This window comes from Collimonas sp. (assembly GCF_035566375.1).
In the GTDB taxonomy this organism is placed as follows: domain Bacteria; phylum Pseudomonadota; class Gammaproteobacteria; order Burkholderiales; family Burkholderiaceae_D; genus Collimonas.
Window position 1 is genome coordinate 1 of record NZ_DATMRK010000040.1, and the last position, 20,329, is coordinate 20,329.

Below are 20,329 nucleotides of genomic sequence, written 5' to 3' on the forward strand. Positions count from 1 at the left end.
GCGTCTGGCATCGTGGCTCTCGCTGGAAAAAGCGATGGAGTCCGGCGAGATCGTTACCGGTACTGTCAATGGCAAGGTCAAGGGCGGCCTGACCGTTCTGACCAACGGCATCCGTGCCTTCCTGCCGGGTTCGCTGGTCGATACCCGTCCGGTCAAGGACACTACGCCGTTCGAAGGCAAGACCATGGAATTCAAGGTCATCAAGCTCGATCGCAAGCGTAACAACGTTGTGTTGTCGCGTCGCGCGGTTATCGAAGCGTCGATGGGCGAAGAGCGCCAGAAGCTGATGGAAACCTTGAAAGAAGGCACCATCGTTACCGGCGTCGTCAAGAACATCACCGACTATGGCGCATTCGTGGATCTGGGCGGCATCGACGGCCTGTTGCACATCACCGATCTGGCATGGCGTCGTGTGCGTCACCCATCGGAAGTGCTGACAGTCGGTCAAGAGATCACTGCCAAGGTTCTGAAGTACGATCAAGAAAAGAATCGCGTTTCCCTGGGCGTCAAGCAACTGGGCGACGATCCTTGGACCGGTCTGTCACGTCGTTACCCGCAAAGCACCCGTCTGTTCGGTAAAGTCACCAACCTCACCGACTACGGCGCATTCGTAGAAGTCGAACAAGGCATCGAAGGCCTGGTCCACGTTTCCGAAATGGACTGGACTAACAAGAACGTGGCGCCAAACAAGGTCGTTCAATTGGGCGATGAAGTTGAAGTCATGGTTCTGGAAATCGACGAAGACCGTCGCCGTATCAGCCTGGGCATGAAGCAATGCAAGGCTAATCCTTGGGACGATTTCGCTGTTACCCACAAGAAGGGCGACAAAGTCAAGGGCGCGATCAAATCGATCACCGACTTCGGCGTGTTCATCGGCCTGGCCGGTAACATCGACGGTCTGGTGCATCTGTCCGATCTGTCCTGGACTGAAACCGGCGAAGAAGCCGTACGTCGCTTCAAGAAGGGTGACGAGCTGGAAGCTATCGTGCTGGCAATCGACGTTGAGCGCGAGCGCGTTTCCCTGGGCGTCAAGCAACTGGAAGGCGATCCATTCAACAACTTCGCTGCAATGAACGACAAGGGCGCACTGGTTTCCGGTACCGTCAAGTCGGTTGAGCCTAAGGGCGCAGTGATCCAGTTGTCGGACGAAGTCGAAGGCTACCTGCGCGCTTCCGAAATCTCCCGCGATCGCGTGGAAGATGCCGGTACGCACCTGAAGGTTGGCGATACTGTCGAAACCATGGTCATCAATATCGACCGCAAGGCTCGCAGCATCCAGCTGTCGATCAAGGCGAAAGACAATGTTGAAACCCAGGAAGCAATGCAAAAGCTGTCTTCGGACTCCAATGCTGCTTCCGGCACAACTAGCCTGGGCGCGCTGTTGAAGGCAAAACTCGATAACAAGAACTAAGTAATCGAGCAAAACTAATGACAAAGTCGGAGCTGATTGCCCGCTTGGCCGAGCGTTATCCGCAACTGGTAGCTAAGGATGCGGATTACGCTGTCAAAACCATACTCGATGCAATGGCGGATGCCTTGGCAACCGGTCAGCGCATCGAGATTCGTGGTTTTGGCAGTTTTGCGTTGAATCGCAGGCCGCCGCGGATCGGACGCAATCCAAAATCTGGTGACAAGGTGATGGTTCCTGAAAAACGGGTGCCGCATTTCAAGCCAGGCAAGGAACTGCGTGAACGAGTCGATGCGATGGTCGGGCAACCGATTCAAGAAGACTGAGTTGTGAGTGCAAAATCGAAACGGCATCTTCGGATGCCGTTTTTTTTCACGTACAATTTCGCATCATTTAAAGTTATATTGTTTGTGTATTAGTTGTGAGTTTGCAAAAATGGCAAGAGTAAAACCAGCCAACTGCAAATTTGAGTAGCGCATCTTGAGTAGTGCATCTGCTCCCCACTATTACCAATCACGGAAAGGCATCATGAAAATTATTTCCCGAATTCTTTCGATCTTGCTCTTTATTGTATTTTTCGGATTCGCATTGCAAAACAAAGGTAACGTCGATCTCCAGTTCTTCCCTGGCACGACCATGCAAGGGCCGCTGGTATTGTTTCTGCTGGGCTTCTTTGTCTTTGGCGCGATCCTTGGCGTACTGGCGATGGCGCCTTCCGTATTCCGTCACCGCCGCAACGCTGCAAAAACAAAAAAAGCCCTTACTTCGATGCAAAAAGAGCAGGAAGCACAACGGCTGGCAGAGTCGCAAGCACCGCAACCGGATAGCATCAAGAATATATAATGCCGTTAGGTATCAAACTTACTGCATCGCCGTCGCGCTAAGGCGATAGCTTGGCGGCAACTCACACTTGAGATTCAGGTCTCGCATAAAGCACAACCCGTATGGAATTTGAAATTTGGTGGTTACTCGGTATCCCGGTCTTTTTTGGATTAGGCTGGATCGCCGCACGGGTTGATATCAATCAACTGATATCCGAATCACGCAGTTTGCCCCGTGGTTATTTCAAGGGTTTGAATTTTCTGCTTAACGAACAGCCGGACAAGGCCATCGATGCCTTCATCGAAATCGTCAAGCTTGATCCTGAAACCGCGGAATTGCATTTCGCACTAGGCAACCTGTTCCGCCGCCGCGGCGAAACCGAGCGCGCCATCCGGGTGCACCAGAATTTGCTGGCGCGTCCCGATCTGGCGCAAGAACATCGCTTGCACGCCCAATATGAACTGGGGCAGGATTACCTGAAGGCCGGTTTGCTGGATCGCGCCGAAGAGAGCTTCAATTTGCTGGCCGGCAGCCAATATGGCGCGCAAGCAGGGCGTGCCCTGCTGGAAATCTATCAGCGCGAAAAAGAATGGCTGCGGGCGATCGAGGCGGCCCAGACTTTGCAGCAATCCGGCGCCGGCGGCCGGCAAAAGGAAATCGCGCAGTTTTACTGTGAATTGGCGCAAGATGAGTTGGTGGATGGTCACCCCGAAGCCGCCATGTCCTTGCTGGAAAAAGCGCTGAGCAATGACCGTAACAGTGTGCGCGCCACCATGTTGTTGGGCGACGTTCATTTAGCGCAGGGCGACGTTGAGGCGGCCTTGCAGGTTTGGCGCCGGGTCGAACAGCAAAGTGTGCCGCATGTGGCGCTGGTGGCGCAGCGCCTGATGGATGGCTATCGCGCCGTTGGGCGGCCGCACGAAGGCGTCAGCCTGCTGCGCTCCTATCTGGCCGAAGCATCTTCCATCGATCTGCTGGAAGTGGTGTTCAAGGCGGTGCTGGAGCTGGATGGCGTGGAAGCCACCAATCAGCTGGTGAGCGATGAACTGCGGCGTACCCCGACCTTGCTCGGACTGGACAAGCTGCTGGAAGCGCGCTTGATGAAAATAACGCCGGAAATGCATACCGAGCTGTCGGTAGTCAAGAACCTGGTGCATGGCTATACCCAGAAGCTGGCGCGCTACCAATGCAGTCACTGTGGTTTCAAGGCGCGTCAATTCTATTGGCAATGCCCTGGTTGCAGCCGATGGGAAACCTATCCGCCGCGTCGTACTGAAGAGTTGAATGTAATGAATTAAATCGGCTGGCTCGTAATGAAAATGGCAGTCGCATGGCGATTGCCGGGGTCAGCGTAGCGCTATCACGGAATAACATGAAAATTACTATTATCGGTACCGGTTATGTCGGTTTGGTCACTGGGGCTTGCCTGGCCGAACTGGGCAACGATGTATTTTGCCTGGATCTCGATCAACGCAAGATCGCCTTGCTGAATAGCGGCGGCATACCTATCCACGAACCGGGCCTGGCGGAAATCGTCAGCCGCAACCGCGCCGCCGGACGCCTGCATTTTTCCACCGACATCGCCGCCAGTGTGGCGCATGGCCAGGTGCAATTTATTGCGGTAGGCACGCCGCCGGACGAAGACGGTTCCGCCGATCTGCAATACGTGTTGGCTGCGGCGCGCAACATCGGCAAATACATGAACGGTTTCAAGGTCATTGTCGATAAGTCGACGGTGCCGGTAGGTACGGCAGACAAAGTGACGGCTGCGATCCAGGCTGAGCTGAGCGCACGCCAGTTGAGCGGCGAGGCGCTGCAATTTTCCGTCGTCTCCAATCCGGAATTCTTGAAAGAGGGCGCCGCGGTTGAAGACTTCATGCGGCCCGACCGTATCGTCATCGGCTGCGATGAAAGTGCCTCTGGCCTGCAGGCGCAAGCACTGATGAAGCAGTTGTATCTGCCTTTCAATCGTAATCACGAACGTACTTTCTGGATGGATGTGCGTTCCGCCGAATTCACCAAATATGCCGCGAACGCCATGCTGGCGACGCGCATTTCATTCATGAACGAATTGGCCAACCTGGCCGACAAGGTAGGCGCTGATATCGAAGCTGTACGTCACGGCATCGGTTCCGATCCGCGCATAGGTTACAGTTTTCTGTATGCCGGCTGCGGTTATGGCGGCTCCTGTTTCCCCAAGGACGTGCAAGCGCTGGAGCGCACCGCGCGCGACTATGGCCAGGAATTGCTGATCTTGCGCGCAGTGGAACAAGTCAATAACAACCAGAAGCATGTACTGGGTCAAAAGATTACAGAACGGTTTGGCGCCGACCTGAGCGGTAAGCACTTTGCTTTATGGGGTCTGGCTTTCAAACCGAACACCGATGATATGCGCGAAGCTTCGTCACGCGTGCTGTTAGGCGAATTGATCGGGCGCGGCGCCACGGTGGCTGTGCATGACCCGGTCGCGATGGCGGAGGCGCAGCGCGTGCTGGAACTGGATTTCGTCGCAACCCCCGGCGCCTTTGAGCGCATACGGTTTTGCGAAAATCAGACTGACGCCCTGCAAAATGCCGATGCACTGATGATTGTCACGGAATGGAAAACCTTCCGCAGCCCGGACTTCGATCAGCTTAAGACGCTGCTGAAAGCACCTATAGTGTTCGACGGTCGTAATTTGTATGAGCCGGAAGTGATGCGGGAGCTTGGTTTCGAATATTACGGTATCGGCCGCTCGATGCTGGCGCGTGGATAAAACGATGAGTAAACTTGCCTACAAGCTGCCCGCTTCATTTGAAAATGTACAGATCCTGGTGGTCGGCGACGTCATGCTGGATCGTTACTGGTTCGGCGAGGTAAGCCGGATTTCGCCGGAAGCGCCAGTGCCTGTGGTGCGCATTGAAAAGCGCGAAGAACGACTGGGCGGCGCCGCCAACGTGGCGCGTAATATCGCCACTCTGGGCGGTGGCGCCGGTTTGTTGGGAGTCGTGGGCCAGGACGAAGCCGGCGACACCGTCGACAGCATGCTGAGCGAGATGGGGGTCAACAGTTTCCTGACCAGAGATCCCACTATCTCGACCATCATCAAGTTGCGCGTAATAGGCCGCCAGCAGCAATTGCTGCGCATCGATTTTGAAGAAGCGCCGACTGATGCGGTGTTGCGCGACAAACTGACGCGTTTCAATACCCTGTTGCCGCAATACCAGGTGGTGGTTTTGTCTGACTACGCCAAAGGCAGCCTGGTCAACGTGGCGGATATGATTGCCGCTGCCAGGCAGGCCGGGAAATGCATTTTGGTCGATCCCAAGGGCGACGATTTCTCGCGCTATGCAGGGGCCACCGTCCTGACGCCGAACAAGTCGGAGATGATCCGTATCGTCGGCAGCTGGAAGAATGAAGAAGAGCTGACTGCAAAAGCGCAAAAACTGCGTACCTCGCTGCAACTCGAAGCGCTGCTGTTGACGCGTTCGGAAGAGGGAATGAGTTTATATACCGAGAAGGAAATCAGGCATTTCCCGGCAATGGCGCGCGAGGTATATGACGTCTCCGGCGCCGGTGATACCGTGATTGCCACACTGGCAGTCATGCTGGGCGCAGGTTTGCCAATTGCCGAGGCCGTCGCGCTGGCGAATCGTGCTGGTGGCATTGTCGTTGGCAAACTTGGTACGGCAACCGTCAGCCGCGAAGAGTTGCTAGGGTAACGCTGCATCATTTGCTTAGCGTCGTCGTTAGCTAAGTCAACTCTTGTTTGTGGTGTAAAAGTCAATTTTCCATGTGGCCGTGACTATAATCAACCAGACGTTTTCGCGTCTGGCTGATCACTTCAGTCACCAACACACTCATGGGAGAAAGACCAAATGCTGAAAAAATTATTGCTGATAGTCTGCATGTTGATGGCCTCCGCCAGCTTTGCTCAGGTCGACGTCAACAAAGGTGATCTGGCTGCCTTGGACAGTATCAAGGGTATCGGCCCCGCCACCGCCAAACGCATTGTCGATGAACGTGGCAAAGGTGGTAATTTCAAAGACTGGGCCGATTTCGAAAACCGGGTATCGGGCATAGGCGAGAAAAAGTCTGTCAAGTTGTCGCAAGCCGGTTTACAGGTGAACGGCAAACCGAAAAGCGGAGAGGCTGCAACGGCCCCCAAGACTGCCGCCAAACCGGCTGCCAAGAGCAAATAGGAGAATCCGGCTAATCCCGGCGGATAAAACGCATAGTGAGCTCCGTCGTGCGCTTCGTCGTGCGCTTGTCTGGCCCCGTCCTCGATGCGGGGCTTTTTCTTTTCCGGGATGGCTTGTGGCCTTGCCAAGCCTTGTTTTATCCGGTTTAGCGGGCTTTCATACGCGTAACAAAGTCTCATATTAAAATGGGCTCTTTGCACAAGACGCTTGATCACACTATGCCTTATCTGACTATCGAAGACACAATCGGCAATACACCTCTGGTACAACTCAAACGTATTCCCGGCAGCGACGCCGAGCAGCGAAATAACGTTATCCTGGGCAAGATGGAAGGCAATAATCCCGCCGGATCGGTGAAAGACCGGCCGGCATTGTCGATGATCAAAGGCGCTGAGGAGCGTGGCCAGATTAAGCCTGGCGACACTTTGATTGAGGCAACCAGCGGCAACACCGGCATTGCCCTGGCGATGGTGGCGGCCATGCGCGGCTACAAGATGGTGTTATTGATGCCGGAAAACCTGAGCGAGGAGCGGCGCCAAAGCATGGCGGCGTATGGCGCCAAAATCATTCTCACACCCAAGACCGGCGGCATGGAATATGCGCGTGATCTGGCCGAAAAAATGCAGAAGGATGGTGAGGGACTGATTCTCGACCAGTTTGCCAATCCGGATAATCCGCTGGCGCACTACGAAACTACCGGTCCGGAAATCTGGCGCGACACTCAAGGACGCATCACGCATTTTGTGAGCGCAATGGGCACCACCGGCACCATCATGGGCGTTTCCACCTATCTGAAAGAACAGAATCAGGCGATTCGCATTATCGGCGCGCAGCCGGAAGAAGGTTCGCAAATCCCTGGCATCAGAAAGTGGCCGGAAGCCTATCTGCCAAAAATATACGATCGTTCGAAAGTAGATCAGATCGAGCCAGTCAGTCAGGCAGCATCCGAACATATGGCGCGCAGACTGGCGAGCGAAGAAGGAATTTTCTGTGGGATATCTGCGGCGGGTGCTTGCGAGGTAGCGCTAAGGATTTCACAGCAAGTAGAAAACGCGACGATAGTTTTCGTCGTCTGCGATCGGGGCGACCGCTACTTATCGACAGGCGTTTTCCCTGCCTAAAGCAAGCTGCTTCAGGCAGGGATTTCCTAAGCCCGGCAATTTCCTAGCCGGAATGCTGATTACTTCAGCTTTTCGGCTTCGATCTTGCTCTTTGGCTTAAATTGCTTGTCGCTGATACGGAATTTCTCGCGACGATCGCCCATCAAGGCGCGCAACTCACGAATCGTCAGATCACTGACTTCGTGCATACGAATCAGCAGCGATGCGCCAACCGGCAAGCGGCGATGACGGATTTTGCTGATGACCGGCGGCGCGACTTCGAGTGAGCGCGAGAGTGCCGCATCATTTTTCAAATGCAACTTGTCGATCAACGAATCAAGCAGGTGATTTGGGTCATAGGTCACCTGCTCATCGAGCTTGTTGCTAGTCGGTGCGTCTGGGGTAGTATTAATAGTCATAATCAATTGATTCCGTTATCCTAGTTGATATATGGGAAGTGTTTGTGCAATATGTACCGAACTATTACCAAATGCACCTCCCAGTTTTATTAGCGAAACTATAAGTTTCGTATTTTATACTGATTTTGAGTACATATTTATCATAAAGAAACTCCCTATCTTTTTCTTCATGGGACAGCTGATATTGCTAAGTACATTGCACAGCGTCTTGTACATTACCTTGGGAACAAACAACTTGCCTACCTTGTTTAGTGACCAAATATACAAATAAGTTGCACAAGCTCAATTTAAAATTTTCTTATTACGTTGTCTATTACTATTTAGTAACTTTCCGTAAAAATTGCAAGGAACACCATTTTTACAACGTTTTATCGTTATCAAAGTGCCAATCAAGATTGTTTTTGTTCCTGTCCCTCCCTAAGTACTTTCTGCCAGCCGTCTAAACCCAATTGTTGCAATGTCTGCATATTTTTATTGAATATCTCGGCAGCGTCCGGGAACGCCTCAACCGCACGCTCGACGCTGCTTTCGCGTAACAGGTGCAAAGTCGGATAGGGCGCGCGATTCGTATAGTTGCTGATGTCGTCTATGTCAGTGCCGGCGAATTGATAGTCGGGATGGAAGCTGGCAACCTGAATCTCGCCGTCTAACTCAAGTTTGTCGACGGCGGCATCGGCAACATCAAGAAAATCGTTGTAATCCAAAAAATCACGTAGTGCATCCGGATGGATCAGCAAAGTAGTATCGATGGTCTCCGGATCAGCCTGTTGCAGGAATTCCAGCTCCTTCATCAAGTCCGTCAATAACTCTTCCGGCGTCTGCGCTGTGCTGACGACATAGCGTATCTGATCCTTTATAAACACCGCTTTGGCAAACGGGCAAAGATTGAGCCCGATCACGGCCCGTTCCAGCCACAGCTTTGTGTGAGCGATTACTTCGCTGGAAAATGGCGATGTAGTTGTTGATGAAGCAGTTGATGAAACAGTTTTCATTGGATAGTTAGTAATATTTTACAAGTAGTTGACATAAATATAATGGCAAATCTGACAGTATCAAGCTTTGCCGGCGCGCATATATGTACTCCAATCAGCGCAAATCGGGTTATTCTTCCGATCCCGTGATTGCGATACGCCGGGTTTGATTCAACTATATATAACAATAGGCGTTATGGCCCTTAAAGCAACTATTTTCAAAGCCGATCTGCAAATTGCGGATATGGACCGTCATTATTATCAGGAACATGCACTGACTTTGGCGCGTCATCCCTCGGAAACCGACGAACGCATGATGGTGCGCCTGCTGGCGTTCGCCCGTCACGCATCGGCCGCGCTGGTATTCGGCAAAGGCCTGTCGGATGCTGAAGAACCCGATTTGTGGGCCAAGGACCTGACCGGCGCCATCGACCTCTGGATTGAAGTCGGCCAGCCCGATGAAAAACGCATTCTCAAAGCCTGTGGGCGGGCCGCGCAAGTGGTGGTGTACAGCTACAGCAGCACCAGCCACATCTGGTGGAGTCAGATCGGCAGCAGGGTCGCGCGTGCCCGCAACCTGACCGTCATCAATATCGCCGCCCACAGCAGCGAGGCCTTGACCTGCTTCGCCCAGCGCAATATGCAACTGCAATGCACCATCCAGGATGGGCAGATCTGGCTGACCGCCAACGGCCAGACCGTCGAAGTCGAACTCAGCGTCAGCAATCCCTGATCTATTGCTGAGTACGCGCCACCCGTACCGCACGCCCCAGATCCACTACCGACATCGCATAAAAGAAACTGCGGTTGTATTGGGTGATGGCGAAGAAATTATCGGTGCCCAGCCAGTATTCGCTCGGGTCCTGGCCGTTTTGCAAATCGATCAGGCCGAACCGCATGTCGTTCGGCGGCACCACGCCTGGCACCACACCTGCCGCCGTCAATTCATCCAGCGAATATTTGGCCTCCAGACCCTGCCCGATAAATGCCTGCCAGCGGTTTTCGGCGCTGGTGTCGGTCGATAAGGTCGCTGGAAAGACGATGGGCATGCCGGTTTTCCAGCCATGCTCGGCAAGATAATGGGCAACGCTGCCGATCGCATCGACCGGTGAATTGCGCAGATCGACCCTACCCTTGCCGTCAAAATCCACCCCGTATTGACGTATGCTGCTCGGCATGAACTGCGGCCAACCGATGGCGCCTGCATAGGAGCCCAGCAGGGTAAACGGATCTATGCCCGATTCCTTGGCATACAGCAGGGTGCTTTCCAGCTCGCCGCGGAAGAAAGCCATGCGTGCTTCGCGCGTGGGCGTATTCGGATAATCGAATGCCAGCGTGGTGATGGCGTCCATCACGCGGAAGTTGCCGACATTGCGGCCATACACCGTTTCGACGCCGATGATGCCAACGATGATTTCCGCCGGCACGCCATATTGCGCCTCGGCGCGGCTCAATGCATCGGCATAAGTATTCCAGAAATCGACGCCCGCCTGTATCCGCACCGGTTCGACGAAGCGGGCGCGGTAGGCCGCCCAGTTCTTTGGTTTGCTGGCCGGAGCCGGTTTCATCAGCTGGATCGCGCGGTCGATATAGCGCACCTGATTGAAGGTGGCGACCAGTTCGCTACGGTCGAAGCCATGCTTTTCAACCATCTGATCGATGAAAGCCGAGACCTCTTTCCATTCGGCGAAATTGGCGAACTCGCCGTCGTCGGCATTGCTGCTGACTTTGCGGATTTTTGCGGCGCTTGTTTTTGCCGCGCTTGTTTTAGCGGAGCCGCTTTGCTGGGCCAGCAGATTAGGGCTGACGCAGATTGCCAGTGCGATAGCGCAAAGCTGGGCGACAGTATGGAGACCGGGAGTTGATTTCATCGACATTGGGAGAGCAGTAATTTTAGTTGTGCCAGTAAAGGCGCCGGCGGCTTATTGTCCGGCCCGTAATCGGCGCCATATTGCAGGGCCTCATACAATGCCATAAAGCGCGTGACCGCCATCTTGACAGACGGTGACAGCGGCGAGTCGCTGGCGCACAAGCGGCGAGCGTACGTGCCTGGCCCTTCATGCTTGTTGCGCGCCATGCCGCGTCGCGCCATCTGTGCGCACAGCGCGGAGTATACCGTATCGAGTGGCTTGTTCTTGTTTCGCGCCAGCAGCAAAGGCAAGGTGACGCTGCCGGCCGCCACTGAGCCTATGGCCAGCATCAGGATGACCAAGGTGCGCCAGTCCAGTTCATCGAATCCAAGCCAACGCATCAGCCCCATCTGCCGTGCCGGCGTGTAATTCAGAACCCATTGGTTCCAGCCGTTGCTCAACGCTTCCCAATTGGCGCGCAGCAGCGCCATCGAGTCGTTCAAGCCTGACCACCAGTTAGCTTGGCCGGGAGCGGCTCCCAGCAGGTTGCCGAAGAAAGAGCGCGGCAGCAAATTGCTGAGCTGGGTTTCAATCCGGCTCGGCGCTACCGCAGCCGTAGGATCGACCCTGACCCAGCCGCGTGGCGGCAGCCAGACTTCGGCCCAGGCGTGGGCGTCGGATTGACGCACCGTCATCATGCCATCGACCGGGTTGATTTCGCCACCCTGATAACCGGTCACCACGCGTGCAGCGATGCCTGCCGCACGCATCAGCACCACGAAGGAGCTGGCGTAGTGTTCGCAAAAGCCGGCACGGCTGGAAAACAGAAAATCGTCGACGCTATCTCTGCCAAGCAACGGCGGCTCCAGCGTATAGCTGAATTTTTCATGGCGAAAGAAGTTCAGCACCGCATTCACAAGCGCGGCGTCGTCTGGCCATTTGTTCCGCAAGTCGGCTGCAAATTCCTGGGTGCGCGGATTGAAATTATTCGGCAACGCCAGCGCCTGCCGCATGCCGGCTGGGGTGATCTGCTCGGACGGCGCAGGCCGGAGATTGGACATGACGTCGTAGCGCACGCGCTCGTCGATTGCACGCGCTGCGCGTATCTGATGATCTGCCGTCAGCCGTACTGGTATGCCCTCCACGGTCGGCGCCAGTTGCGGGGTTTCCAGCGCGAACAGCCAGCGCTGGCCGTTCGCTTCCATAGTGACCTGCTGGTGCACTGTGAGCGCTGGGTTGATGGTGCTTAGCGCCTGAGTGACCGCTTGAACATGAGGTGCAGTATCGGCTGCCGCGCGGCTGGTTGGTCCTTGAGTCCAGGTACGGCCGTCGAAATCGTTTAACACGGCGCCGCGCCAATACAACTTGGCAGGGGCCGGCGGAGCATCGAAGAATTTGACGCGGAACGCAATCTCATCGGATAAGGCCAGTTGCGCGATATTCCCCGGCGCCATGCTGTCCGACAAACCCGTGCGGCCGCCGTGGGCATCGCCAGGCAAGCCCCACAACGGCCCTTGAATCCGTGGAAACAGCAGGAACAGAATCAGCGTCAGCGGCAACGCCATGGCCAATATCATGCCGCCCAGCCGCAGCCGCTGCCTGAGCGGCGGCACGGTGCCGGTGTATTGAAACGATAGCTGCGCCGTCAGTATCAGCACCAGAGTTGCGATCATCCACAACATGGACAGCATGGTTTGCGAATAGAAGAAAGTGGTGAGCAGTAAAAAGAGACTCAACAGCAGCACCACGAACAAATCCCGCCGGGCGCGCATTTCCAGCAATTTAAATGTCAGCAACAGCGCTAGCATCGCTACTCCGGCATCGCGTCCCAATAAGGTGCGGTAGTCGAGATAGACCGCTCCCATGGTGAGCGCCGCCAGCGGCAGCAACAGCCACATCGGCGGCAGGCGTTGGCCGCGCAGGGTGATCCAGGCGCGCCACAGCAGCAGCCCGCCGCAGATCAGGGACGTCCACCAGGACAGATGCACGAAATGCGGCAGCAACACCATGGCGCAGGCGCTGAGCAGCAACAAGGTGTCGCTCTTGTCGCGTGGGAGGTTATGCATGTACGTGCTTGAGATGCGGAACAGTGGTTTGTTCTCAAGCTCAGCTCTGAGCTGTTGCACAGACTTGGTACTCATGGTGCGCCTTGATATAGCGCCAGCGCACGCAGGCAGGTGCGCTGATGGGCCGGCCCCAGCGCCGCAGCATGGATGTTGTCGCCAAGGCGGAACGCATACGGCAGCTGGCGCGCTTCTGCCTCCAGTATCCAGCGTGTCATGCGCGAGAGTTTGGCTTCGAGCGCCATGTCGTCAGGCAGAGCGTCAAAATCAATCGACAAATCGCTGGCCGCGCCGCCTTCGAACTGCTTGGTGATCAGCTTGGCGTCGATCTCGGTATCCAGCCTGGCGATCTGGCGCCAAGCCAGGTGTTTAAGCGAGTCGCCGCTCTGGTAAGTCCGGATCCCGGCAAAATCCTGGTGGCCGGCAACGCCGCTGCCGTCGCTTTTTTCGATCGGCGCCAACGGTAACGGCGGGGTCGAGGTTGACGCTTCCGGCTGTGGATAGACCAAGGCTCTGCTATCCGGTTGCCAGTAACTCCAGGCACGCAACAAGCCAAGTGGAAAGCGGGTTCGCAAACGTATCCTTGGAGCCGGCTGCCAGCCGCGATGGGTGGTGGTGAGCGCCAATGTCAGGTGGCTGGCGCTATGGGCCGGAACGTCCGTCGCCCGTTCTATGGCGGGCAGGCCGCGCCCGATGAAGCCGAGCCAGATTGCATAACGGGCATGCTTGCGACGGTTCGTCAGATGCAACTCGAACACCGCATCTTCGCCGGCAAATACCGCAGCGACCTTGCCTGCCGTCAGAGACAAATAAGCCAGATTACGGAAAGTCAGATGCATGTCGATGACAGCGCAGGCGGCCAGCAGAAAGGTCAAACCAAAGCCGAGACTCAGGTTGTAATTGATGGAGCATAAAAACAGCAATATCAACATGACGGCAAACGCCAGCCCGGGCCGGCTCGGTACGATGAATACGCGGCGCTGGGTGAGCAATACCTCGCCCACCTCGGCATCGCGCAGCTGAAACAAGGATCGGTCCAGCCAATCGCGGAATTGTTTGCGGAGTGAGGTCAGCATAGGGGCGGCGAGTTCAGGCTGAGGCTGGTAGCCATGAAGCGGCGTTTTAAACCGCGACCGACTTCATCAATTGTAATACCAGGTCGCGCGCACCAAGGGCGCTGCCGATGTGTGCTTTGAGCGGGCGCAGGCGATGCGCCGTCACTGGCACCAATACCGCCTGGATATCCTCGGGATTGACGTGGTTGCGGCCTTCCAGGGCGGCCCAGGCCCGAGCCGCCTGCAACAGCGCAATAGCTGCGCGCGGACTCATGCCTTCCGCAAACAAGCCGTTTTGGCGCGAAGCATGGGCCAACGCCTGTACGTAATCGATCAACGAGGCCGAAGTATGGATTTGCTTCAATGCTTGCCTGGCCTCGATCAATTCAGCCGCTTGCATCACCGGGGCGATGGATTTCAGTAAGACGCGGCGATCTTCACCCATCAGCAACGCGCGCTCGGCGCCAGCATCTGGATAACCCAGCGACAAGCACATCAGAAAGCGATCCAGTTGCGATTCAGGCAACGCGAAGGTGCCGACTTGATGGGCCGGATTCTGGGTGGCGATGACGAAGAATGGTTCGGGCAGATCGCGCGTCACGCCTTCCGCGGTGACCTGGCGTTCTTCCATCGCTTCCAGCAGCGCCGACTGGGTCTTGGGTGTGGCCCGATTGATTTCGTCAGCCAGCAGCACCTGAGTGAACACCGGTCCCGGGTGAAACACAAAGCTGCTTTTCTCGCGGTCAAACACTGAAATTCCCACCACGTCGGCAGGCAGCAGATCGCTGGTAAATTGCAGTCGGTTGAAGCGCAGCCCCAGGGAAATGGCGAGTGCGTGCGCCAGAGTGGTCTTGCCGACCCCGGGCACGTCTTCAATCAAAAGATGGCCGCCCGCCAGCAGACATACCAATGCCTGGCGGATCTGATGATCCTTGCCGACAACGATCTGACCGACTTGCTGGGCAACTGCGTGGATTTTTGCGAACATGGGTTTGTCTGGTGAGGGCAGCATTGCGGAGAGAGAATCATACAAACTTCCCCGGAGTTAACCTAGTTCCTTTAACGAAATGCGACATTTTTTTTAAAGCTGTCCGAATTTCAAGCAGTTATTTCCGACAGCTGAGTCAGGCAGCTGAGCGCGGCACTTTGTGCGTATCTTGTGCGTATCTGTTCATTCATCTGCCGGTTCTTGGGTACACTAGTCACGTTGCGCACCATTTTCAGCAAGACTTTTGGCGAGATCAATTGACTACTGCCTTCTACACTCATCCCGATTGCAAACTGCACGACATGGGCGCCGGGCATCCGGAATCGCCGGCCAGATTGCAGGCGATCGAAGACCAGCTGATTGCCAGCCGTATCGACCAGTTGCTGGATTACCGCAATGCGCCGCTGGCCCTGGAGAGCGAGATTGCGCAGGTGCACGGCGCGGCCATGATCGCTTTAATCCGCGAGCACAGTCTGGCCCTGGCCAGCAAGGGTGGCCAGGGCGGCCACTATCAGCTCGATCCCGACACTTCAATCAATGCGCATAGCTGGCAAGCGGCGCTGCGCGCTGCAGGGGCGGCGCTGGCCGCGACTGACGCCGTACTGGCGGGGGAGATCAACAATGCGTTTTGTGCGGTGCGTCCGCCCGGGCATCACGCAACCTCTAGCCTCTCCATGGGCTTTTGCCTGTTCAATAACATTGCGCTCGCCGCCCGCCACGCATTGGAAGCGCATGGCCTGGAGCGAGTAGCGATTGTCGATTTCGACGTTCATCATGGCAACGGCACCGAAGAGATTTTTGCGCATGATCCGCGGGTGCTGATGGTGAGTTTTTTCCAGCATCCTTTTTATCCGTTCAGCGGCGCCGAGCCGGAAGGCGGCAATCCGCTCAATGTTCCGGTGCCAGCCTATAGCGACGGCACGGTAGTGCGGCAGCTGGTGACTGAGCAATGGCTGCCGGCCTTGAATGCACACCGCCCGCAGATGATCTTTGTTTCCGCCGGCTTCGATGCGCATCGAGAAGACGATATGGCGCAGATGGGGCTGGTCGAGGCTGACTATGCCTGGCTTACCCGGCAAATCATGGCGGTCGCCGCTCAGCATGCACAGGGCCGTATCGTCAGTTGCCTGGAGGGGGGCTACAACCTGTCGGCGCTGGGGCGCAGCGTGGTTGCGCACATGAAAGTATTGGCCGAACTCGAATAATCGTGCTGCCGCGGGAACATGGGTGAAGTGCCAAAACCCCCGGCTAATGGCGATATGCAGCCCTGTATCATGCAGGACGCGGCGCCGCGGTTAAGGTAGAACCGAAATAAGTCCGTACAATAGCGGTTTATTTTAGTAAGACAAGACAACGCATGTCCATACAATGGTTCCCAGGTCATATGAACGCCGCCCGCAAGAAGGCGGCGGAAGCTATGGAGAAGGTCGATCTCGTGATCGAAGTGCTCGACGGCCGTTTGCCGCAAGCCAGTTGCAATCCGATGATCGAACAGCTGCGCCTGTTTCGCCAGCGTCCCTGCCTGAAAATCCTGAACAAAAGCGATCTGGCCGATCCGGCCGTCACCCAGGCCTGGATTGCCTATTACAACAGCCAGAAAAACGTCCACGCGGTGGCGCTTAGCTGCAAGAAACCTTCAGACGTCGCCAAGATACCGGGTCTGTGCCTGACGCTGGCGCCGCATCGCGGCACGCCTTTAAAACCGTTGCGCATGATGATCATGGGGATTCCCAACGTCGGCAAATCGACGCTGATGAACGCCTTGCTGAAACGCCGTGTGGCGGCGGTAGGCGACGAGCCGGCCGTGACCAAGGTCCAGCAACGCCTGTACCTGGGCAACAATATGGTGCTGATCGACACACCAGGTATGTTGTGGCCCAAGATCGCCCACCCGAGCGACGGTCTGATGCTGGCTGCCAGCCACGCCATAGGCACCAACGCGCTGATCGAAGAAGAGGTCGCCACATTTCTGGCTGATGAGCTGCTGATTCGCTACGCCCCCTTGCTGGCCGCCCGTTATGGCCTCAAAACGGAAGGCATAGACGGCGTCAGCGTGATCGAAGGGGTGGCGGTACGGCGCGGTTTTCGCCTCAAGGGCGGCGATCTTGATCTGGAGAAGGCTGCGCATACCCTGTTGCAAGATTATCGTACCGGCGCGCTTGGCCGCATCAGCCTGGAAACGCCGCAAACGCGCGCCGCATTGCTGGCCCGCCACCAGGAGGAAATGGCGCAGCGCAAGGCTGACGCAGAGGCAGAGGCGGAAAGCGACAATCAGGACAATCAGGACGATACAAGATAGCCCGCGTCAGCTTCGCAATAAACCCGCAATGACCATGTCGCTGCGGGTTTTTTATTGCCTGGAGTTGGCCTGCGGTTGGTCTGCAGTTGGTCAGCACCTTGCTATCGGAGCAGCAATTGCATGATCGAGTTGACAACCAACTTTACATTTCCATCTACATCGCTGCATCTGGCAATGAGACAAGCAGCATTCTTTCGCGAGCAACGCCGCATGCCCGGTATTGTCGCGAGCCCTCGCTTTTCGCGGCCTCATGGCGGCTTCCTCGCAGCATTCCACTCCTTGCAATTACAGCTATACAAAATGTCATTTCCACATTAAGCCCAGAACTCGCGGCAGTGAATGTCAAATGCTCGATTGAGAATTCATTTGGTTGCTATGTTGGCAATATAAAGAAACATATTTATCATTTCCATGTGGAAACAAATTAATGAATCTGCTTTGTTTTAGAGGGTTTTCACTTTAGGTTTGTGAACTATTGTTACTTGTCTATTTTGCTACCTGAAAAATTTTGGTTTGTGATATGCAAAATATATATAACTGGGTGATGTCAGTATCTATAAGGCTTTCCGGCGAATTTTTCTAGGAAATTCGGTAAAAAATACCGGCTGGTTTTAAAAAACCAGATCGTCATATACAAATTTTTTCGTTGTTTATTAGCGACTTTCGGGAACTTATTTTGATGACATAAGTATTAATTGAAATTAACATTTGGCTCTTCTATGAAATTATAGATTTTGACATTTGTTAATAGTTGGGTTATGGCAACTAGCGAGTCGTTGAACGTCTAGATACAAGCCGGCGCCGTGCAAATTGCAATGCGTCCATTTCAGCCAGCCGCCTTGATCGGTTGGACGAGATGCTGGCCCGGGTTTAGCGGCATTTATGCAGCGGAGCGGTAGATAAGAAGGACTTAAGTCGCCAACGAATGTTATATAAAGTGTAATATTGTTAATTTTTAGATGGCAGGAGCGGCGCCAAATTCCGTCTGCCTTGCGAATTATCTGAGCTCCTAGATTTTCGATCGATATCTGAGGCAAGTACCCAAGTCACTTGAGCTTCCCGTCTTTGATGCGATGAAACTGAGTTCTTTTTGGTCATAGAACATCAAATTTTCAGGGTGGAACGATGAATAAATTGCATCAGACGGTCCCGTTTAAGGCACTCATCGATGGGGCCGCACTCTTGCGCAGCAGTTGCACCTTAGTGCCTGGCAAGCGATTCCAGCAGGGCACACGTCGGGTGGCGGTCGGTTACCAGCACGCTCCTTTAGAAGCTACGGCCAACTAACGCCTTGCCGGCATCCGCTTGTCTTCCCTTAGTTATTCCCCAATTTTTTTCATGTGATCTCGCTTGTGCGATCAGTCAGATCCCATGCCGCAAGCCTGATCACATTTTGAATAGAGTCATCAATGAATAAGATTTACCGCAGCGTCTACAGTGAAGTACTCGGCACCTGGGTCGCCGTCTCCGAAAATACTGCGGCGCGCGGTAAGCGTAGTGGCTCAAAAGTGGCCGCCGCAATAGTGGCTGCGGGAGCCATTGCGCCGCTGTTCTTGTTTGCACCGAATTATGTGTTCGCGCAAACGACGCCAGAAGCGGCGTGTACTTCAGGCACCGGCGGCACCATGTACACTGCCGATCCTTCTTGCGTTAACTACGTAAATAACACCAGAATTTACCTTAACAGTTTGTCGACTTCAGCCTCGACTGGCCTGAGCACGACTAACAGTAACGTATCGTCACTATCGACCTCAACCTCGACCGGCATCAGCACATCGCGGGTGGCGGAAGCCTCTTTATCGACGGGTCTTAGTACGACAAATAGCAACGTGACTTCGCTGTCGTCTGGCCTGAGCACCACCAACAGTAACGTATCGTCACTATCGACCTCTACTTCGACCGGTATCAGCACATCGCGAGTGGCGGAATCCTCTTTATCGACGGGTCTTAGTACAACAAACAGCAACGTGACCTCGTTGTCGACGTCGGCTTCGACCGGCATCACTTCGCTGTCGACTGGCCTGAGCACAACGAATAGCAATGTGTCGTCGCTGTCTACTTCAACCTCGACTGGCCTGAGCACGACCAACAGTAACGTGTCATCGTTGTCGACCTCGGCTTCGACTGGTTTGAGTACGACTAACAGCAACGTGACTTCGTTGTCGACGTCAGCTTCGACCGGCATTACTTCGCTGTCAACCGGCCTGAGCACGACGAACAGCAACGTGTCGTCGTTGTCCACATCGACCTCGACTGGCTTGAGTACGGCTAACAGCAACGTGACCTCGCTGTCGACGTCGGCTTCGACCGGTATCACTTCGCTGTCAACTGGCCTGAGTACGACGAACAGCAGCGTGTCGTCGCTGTCGACTTCTGCCTCGACGGGTTTGAGTACGGCTAACAGCAACGTGACCTCGCTGTCCACTGGACTGAGCTCCGTCAACAGCAGTGTGTCTTCGCTTTCGACCTCCACTTCGACAGGTATCAGTACATCGCGGGTGGCGGAAGCCTCCTTGTCGACTGGCCTTAGTACGACGAATAGCAATGTGACTTCGTTGTCCACCGGATTGAGTTCCACCAGCAGCAGCGTATCGTCGCTGTCGACTTCGACCTCGACTGGCTTAAGTACAGCAAACAGCAACGTGACTTCGTTGTCGACTGGCCTGAGCACAACCAACAGCAACGTTTCGTCATTGTCGACATCGGCTTCGACCGGCATCACTTCGTTGTCTAGTGGTCTGAGCACAACCAACAGCAACGTGACTTCGTTGTCCACATCGGCTTCGACCGGTATCACATCGTTGTCCACTGGACTGAGCACGACAAACAGCAGCGTGTCGTCGTTGTCGACTTCAACCTCGACTGGCCTGAGTACAACAAACAGTAACGTGACTTCGTTGTCAACTTCGGCTTCGACCGGCATCACCTCGCTGTCAACCGGCCTGAGCACGACGAACAGCAGCGTGTCGTCGTTGTCCACATCGACCTCGACTGGCTTGAGTACGGCTAACAGCAGCGTGACCTCGCTGTCTAGCGGCCTGAGCACAACCAACAGCAGCGTGTCGTCGCTATCGACTTCAACCTCGACGGGTTTGAGTACGACTAACAGCAATGTGAGTTCATTGTCGACTTCGGCTTCGACCGGCATCACTTCACTGTCTACTGGCCTGAGC

18 protein-coding genes are annotated in these 20,329 nt (G+C 55.1%); 12 read left to right on the top strand and 6 right to left on the bottom strand.

The window, feature by feature from the left end; translation table 11 throughout:
• The 8 genes from rpsA to cysM form a co-directional block, all read left to right on the top strand.
• On the top strand, positions 1-1,411 hold a 1,411-nt coding region (gene rpsA, locus VNZ60_RS12835; protein WP_325659711.1), incomplete at its 5' end, for a 30S ribosomal protein S1.
• 17 nt (positions 1,412-1,428) lie between these two features.
• A complete protein-coding gene (locus VNZ60_RS12840; protein ID WP_038492951.1) occupies positions 1,429-1,734 on the top strand; it encodes an integration host factor subunit beta in 306 nt (101 codons plus the stop codon).
• Positions 1,735-1,936: 202 nt separating this feature from the next.
• Positions 1,937-2,251, top strand: coding sequence for a LapA family protein (locus tag VNZ60_RS12845; protein WP_211463017.1), 315 nt, complete (start codon positions 1,937-1,939; stop codon positions 2,249-2,251).
• Between the two features lie 101 nt (positions 2,252-2,352).
• Positions 2,353-3,528: a lipopolysaccharide assembly protein LapB gene (gene lapB, locus VNZ60_RS12850; RefSeq protein ID WP_092400420.1), complete on the top strand. Its 1,176-nt coding sequence runs from the start codon at positions 2,353-2,355 to the stop codon at positions 3,526-3,528.
• Positions 3,529-3,602: 74 nt separating this feature from the next.
• Entirely contained in the window at positions 3,603-4,985 is a 1,383-nt protein-coding gene (locus VNZ60_RS12855) for a UDP-glucose dehydrogenase family protein (protein ID WP_325659719.1), read from the top strand.
• A gap of 4 nt (positions 4,986-4,989) precedes the next feature.
• Entirely contained in the window at positions 4,990-5,931 is a 942-nt protein-coding gene (gene rfaE1, locus VNZ60_RS12860; RefSeq protein WP_325659721.1) for a D-glycero-beta-D-manno-heptose-7-phosphate kinase, read from the top strand.
• A gap of 156 nt (positions 5,932-6,087) precedes the next feature.
• Positions 6,088-6,411: a ComEA family DNA-binding protein gene (locus tag VNZ60_RS12865; protein WP_325659723.1), complete on the top strand. Its 324-nt coding sequence runs from the start codon at positions 6,088-6,090 to the stop codon at positions 6,409-6,411.
• A 218-nt stretch (positions 6,412-6,629) separates the two neighbouring features.
• Positions 6,630-7,532 carry a cysteine synthase CysM gene (gene cysM, locus VNZ60_RS12870; RefSeq protein ID WP_325659725.1) on the top strand — a complete coding sequence of 301 codons (903 nt, stop codon included), beginning with the start codon at positions 6,630-6,632 and terminating at the stop codon, positions 7,530-7,532.
• Positions 7,533-7,591: 59 nt separating this feature from the next.
• On the opposite strand, the gene VNZ60_RS12875 is transcribed toward cysM, so the two are convergent.
• Positions 7,592-7,930, bottom strand: a complete 339-nt coding sequence (locus VNZ60_RS12875) for a hypothetical protein (RefSeq protein ID WP_211463022.1) — start codon at positions 7,928-7,930, stop codon at positions 7,592-7,594.
• Between the two features lie 389 nt (positions 7,931-8,319).
• Positions 8,320-8,922, bottom strand: a complete 603-nt coding sequence (locus tag VNZ60_RS12880) for a DUF1415 domain-containing protein (RefSeq protein WP_325659726.1) — start codon at positions 8,920-8,922, stop codon at positions 8,320-8,322.
• Positions 8,923-9,097: 175 nt separating this feature from the next.
• On the opposite strand from VNZ60_RS12880, the gene VNZ60_RS12885 reads away from it, so the two are divergent.
• Complete coding sequence (locus VNZ60_RS12885) at positions 9,098-9,634, top strand: YaeQ family protein (RefSeq protein ID WP_325659728.1); 537 nt, start codon at positions 9,098-9,100, stop codon at positions 9,632-9,634.
• Between the two features lies 1 nt (position 9,635).
• Here VNZ60_RS12885 and mltB read toward each other — a convergent pair whose 3' ends face one another.
• From mltB to VNZ60_RS12905, 4 genes are all read right to left on the bottom strand, one after another.
• Positions 9,636-10,778, bottom strand: a complete 1,143-nt coding sequence (gene mltB / locus VNZ60_RS12890) for a lytic murein transglycosylase B (RefSeq protein WP_325659729.1) — start codon at positions 10,776-10,778, stop codon at positions 9,636-9,638.
• Positions 10,769-12,817 (bottom strand): transglutaminase TgpA family protein, encoded by a 2,049-nt coding sequence (locus tag VNZ60_RS12895; protein WP_325659731.1) that lies wholly within the window; start codon positions 12,815-12,817, stop codon positions 10,769-10,771. Before VNZ60_RS12895 ends, mltB begins: the two co-directional genes overlap by 10 nt.
• Positions 12,818-12,888: 71 nt before the next feature.
• The gene (locus tag VNZ60_RS12900; protein ID WP_325659733.1) at positions 12,889-13,890 is read right to left on the bottom strand and encodes a DUF58 domain-containing protein; all 1,002 of its coding nucleotides are present in this window, start codon (positions 13,888-13,890) and stop codon (positions 12,889-12,891) included.
• Between the two features lie 46 nt (positions 13,891-13,936).
• Positions 13,937-14,857, bottom strand: coding sequence for an AAA family ATPase (locus VNZ60_RS12905; RefSeq protein ID WP_325659734.1), 921 nt, complete (start codon positions 14,855-14,857; stop codon positions 13,937-13,939).
• A gap of 257 nt (positions 14,858-15,114) precedes the next feature.
• Here VNZ60_RS12905 and VNZ60_RS12910 point away from each other — a divergent pair, with 257 nt between their 5' ends.
• The 3 genes from VNZ60_RS12910 to VNZ60_RS12920 form a co-directional block, all read left to right on the top strand.
• Positions 15,115-16,062, top strand: a complete 948-nt coding sequence (locus tag VNZ60_RS12910) for a histone deacetylase family protein (protein ID WP_325659737.1) — start codon at positions 15,115-15,117, stop codon at positions 16,060-16,062.
• Between the two features lie 152 nt (positions 16,063-16,214).
• A complete protein-coding gene (ylqF, locus tag VNZ60_RS12915) occupies positions 16,215-17,156 on the top strand; it encodes a ribosome biogenesis GTPase YlqF (RefSeq protein ID WP_325659739.1) in 942 nt (313 codons plus the stop codon).
• Positions 17,157-18,565: 1,409 nt separating this feature from the next.
• A partial coding sequence (locus tag VNZ60_RS12920) for an ESPR domain-containing protein (protein WP_325659741.1) occupies positions 18,566-20,329 on the top strand: 1,764 nt, incomplete at its 3' end.

Bases quoted from the DNA above. Each gene is read 5' to 3' on its own strand.
- VNZ60_RS12855 (WP_325659719.1), top strand. From the start codon at position 3,603: ATGAAAATTACTATTATCGGTACCGGTTATGTCGGTTTGGTCACTGGG.
- VNZ60_RS12840 (WP_038492951.1), top strand. From the start codon at position 1,429: ATGACAAAGTCGGAGCTGATTGCCCGCTTGGCCGAGCGTTATCCGCAA.
- VNZ60_RS12845 (WP_211463017.1), top strand. From the start codon at position 1,937: ATGAAAATTATTTCCCGAATTCTTTCGATCTTGCTCTTTATTGTATTT.
- VNZ60_RS12865 (WP_325659723.1), top strand. From the start codon at position 6,088: ATGCTGAAAAAATTATTGCTGATAGTCTGCATGTTGATGGCCTCCGCC.
- VNZ60_RS12875 (WP_211463022.1), bottom strand. From the start codon at position 7,930: ATGACTATTAATACTACCCCAGACGCACCGACTAGCAACAAGCTCGAT.
- VNZ60_RS12885 (WP_325659728.1), top strand. From the start codon at position 9,098: ATGGCCCTTAAAGCAACTATTTTCAAAGCCGATCTGCAAATTGCGGAT.
- VNZ60_RS12905 (WP_325659734.1), bottom strand. From the start codon at position 14,857: ATGTTCGCAAAAATCCACGCAGTTGCCCAGCAAGTCGGTCAGATCGTT.
- ylqF (WP_325659739.1), top strand. From the start codon at position 16,215: ATGTCCATACAATGGTTCCCAGGTCATATGAACGCCGCCCGCAAGAAG.
- mltB (WP_325659729.1), bottom strand. From the start codon at position 10,778: ATGTCGATGAAATCAACTCCCGGTCTCCATACTGTCGCCCAGCTTTGC.
- rfaE1 (WP_325659721.1), top strand. From the start codon at position 4,990: ATGAGTAAACTTGCCTACAAGCTGCCCGCTTCATTTGAAAATGTACAG.
- lapB (WP_092400420.1), top strand. From the start codon at position 2,353: ATGGAATTTGAAATTTGGTGGTTACTCGGTATCCCGGTCTTTTTTGGA.
- VNZ60_RS12900 (WP_325659733.1), bottom strand. From the start codon at position 13,890: ATGCTGACCTCACTCCGCAAACAATTCCGCGATTGGCTGGACCGATCC.
- VNZ60_RS12880 (WP_325659726.1), bottom strand. From the start codon at position 8,922: ATGAAAACTGTTTCATCAACTGCTTCATCAACAACTACATCGCCATTT.
- cysM (WP_325659725.1), top strand. From the start codon at position 6,630: ATGCCTTATCTGACTATCGAAGACACAATCGGCAATACACCTCTGGTA.
- VNZ60_RS12895 (WP_325659731.1), bottom strand. From the start codon at position 12,817: ATGCATAACCTCCCACGCGACAAGAGCGACACCTTGTTGCTGCTCAGC.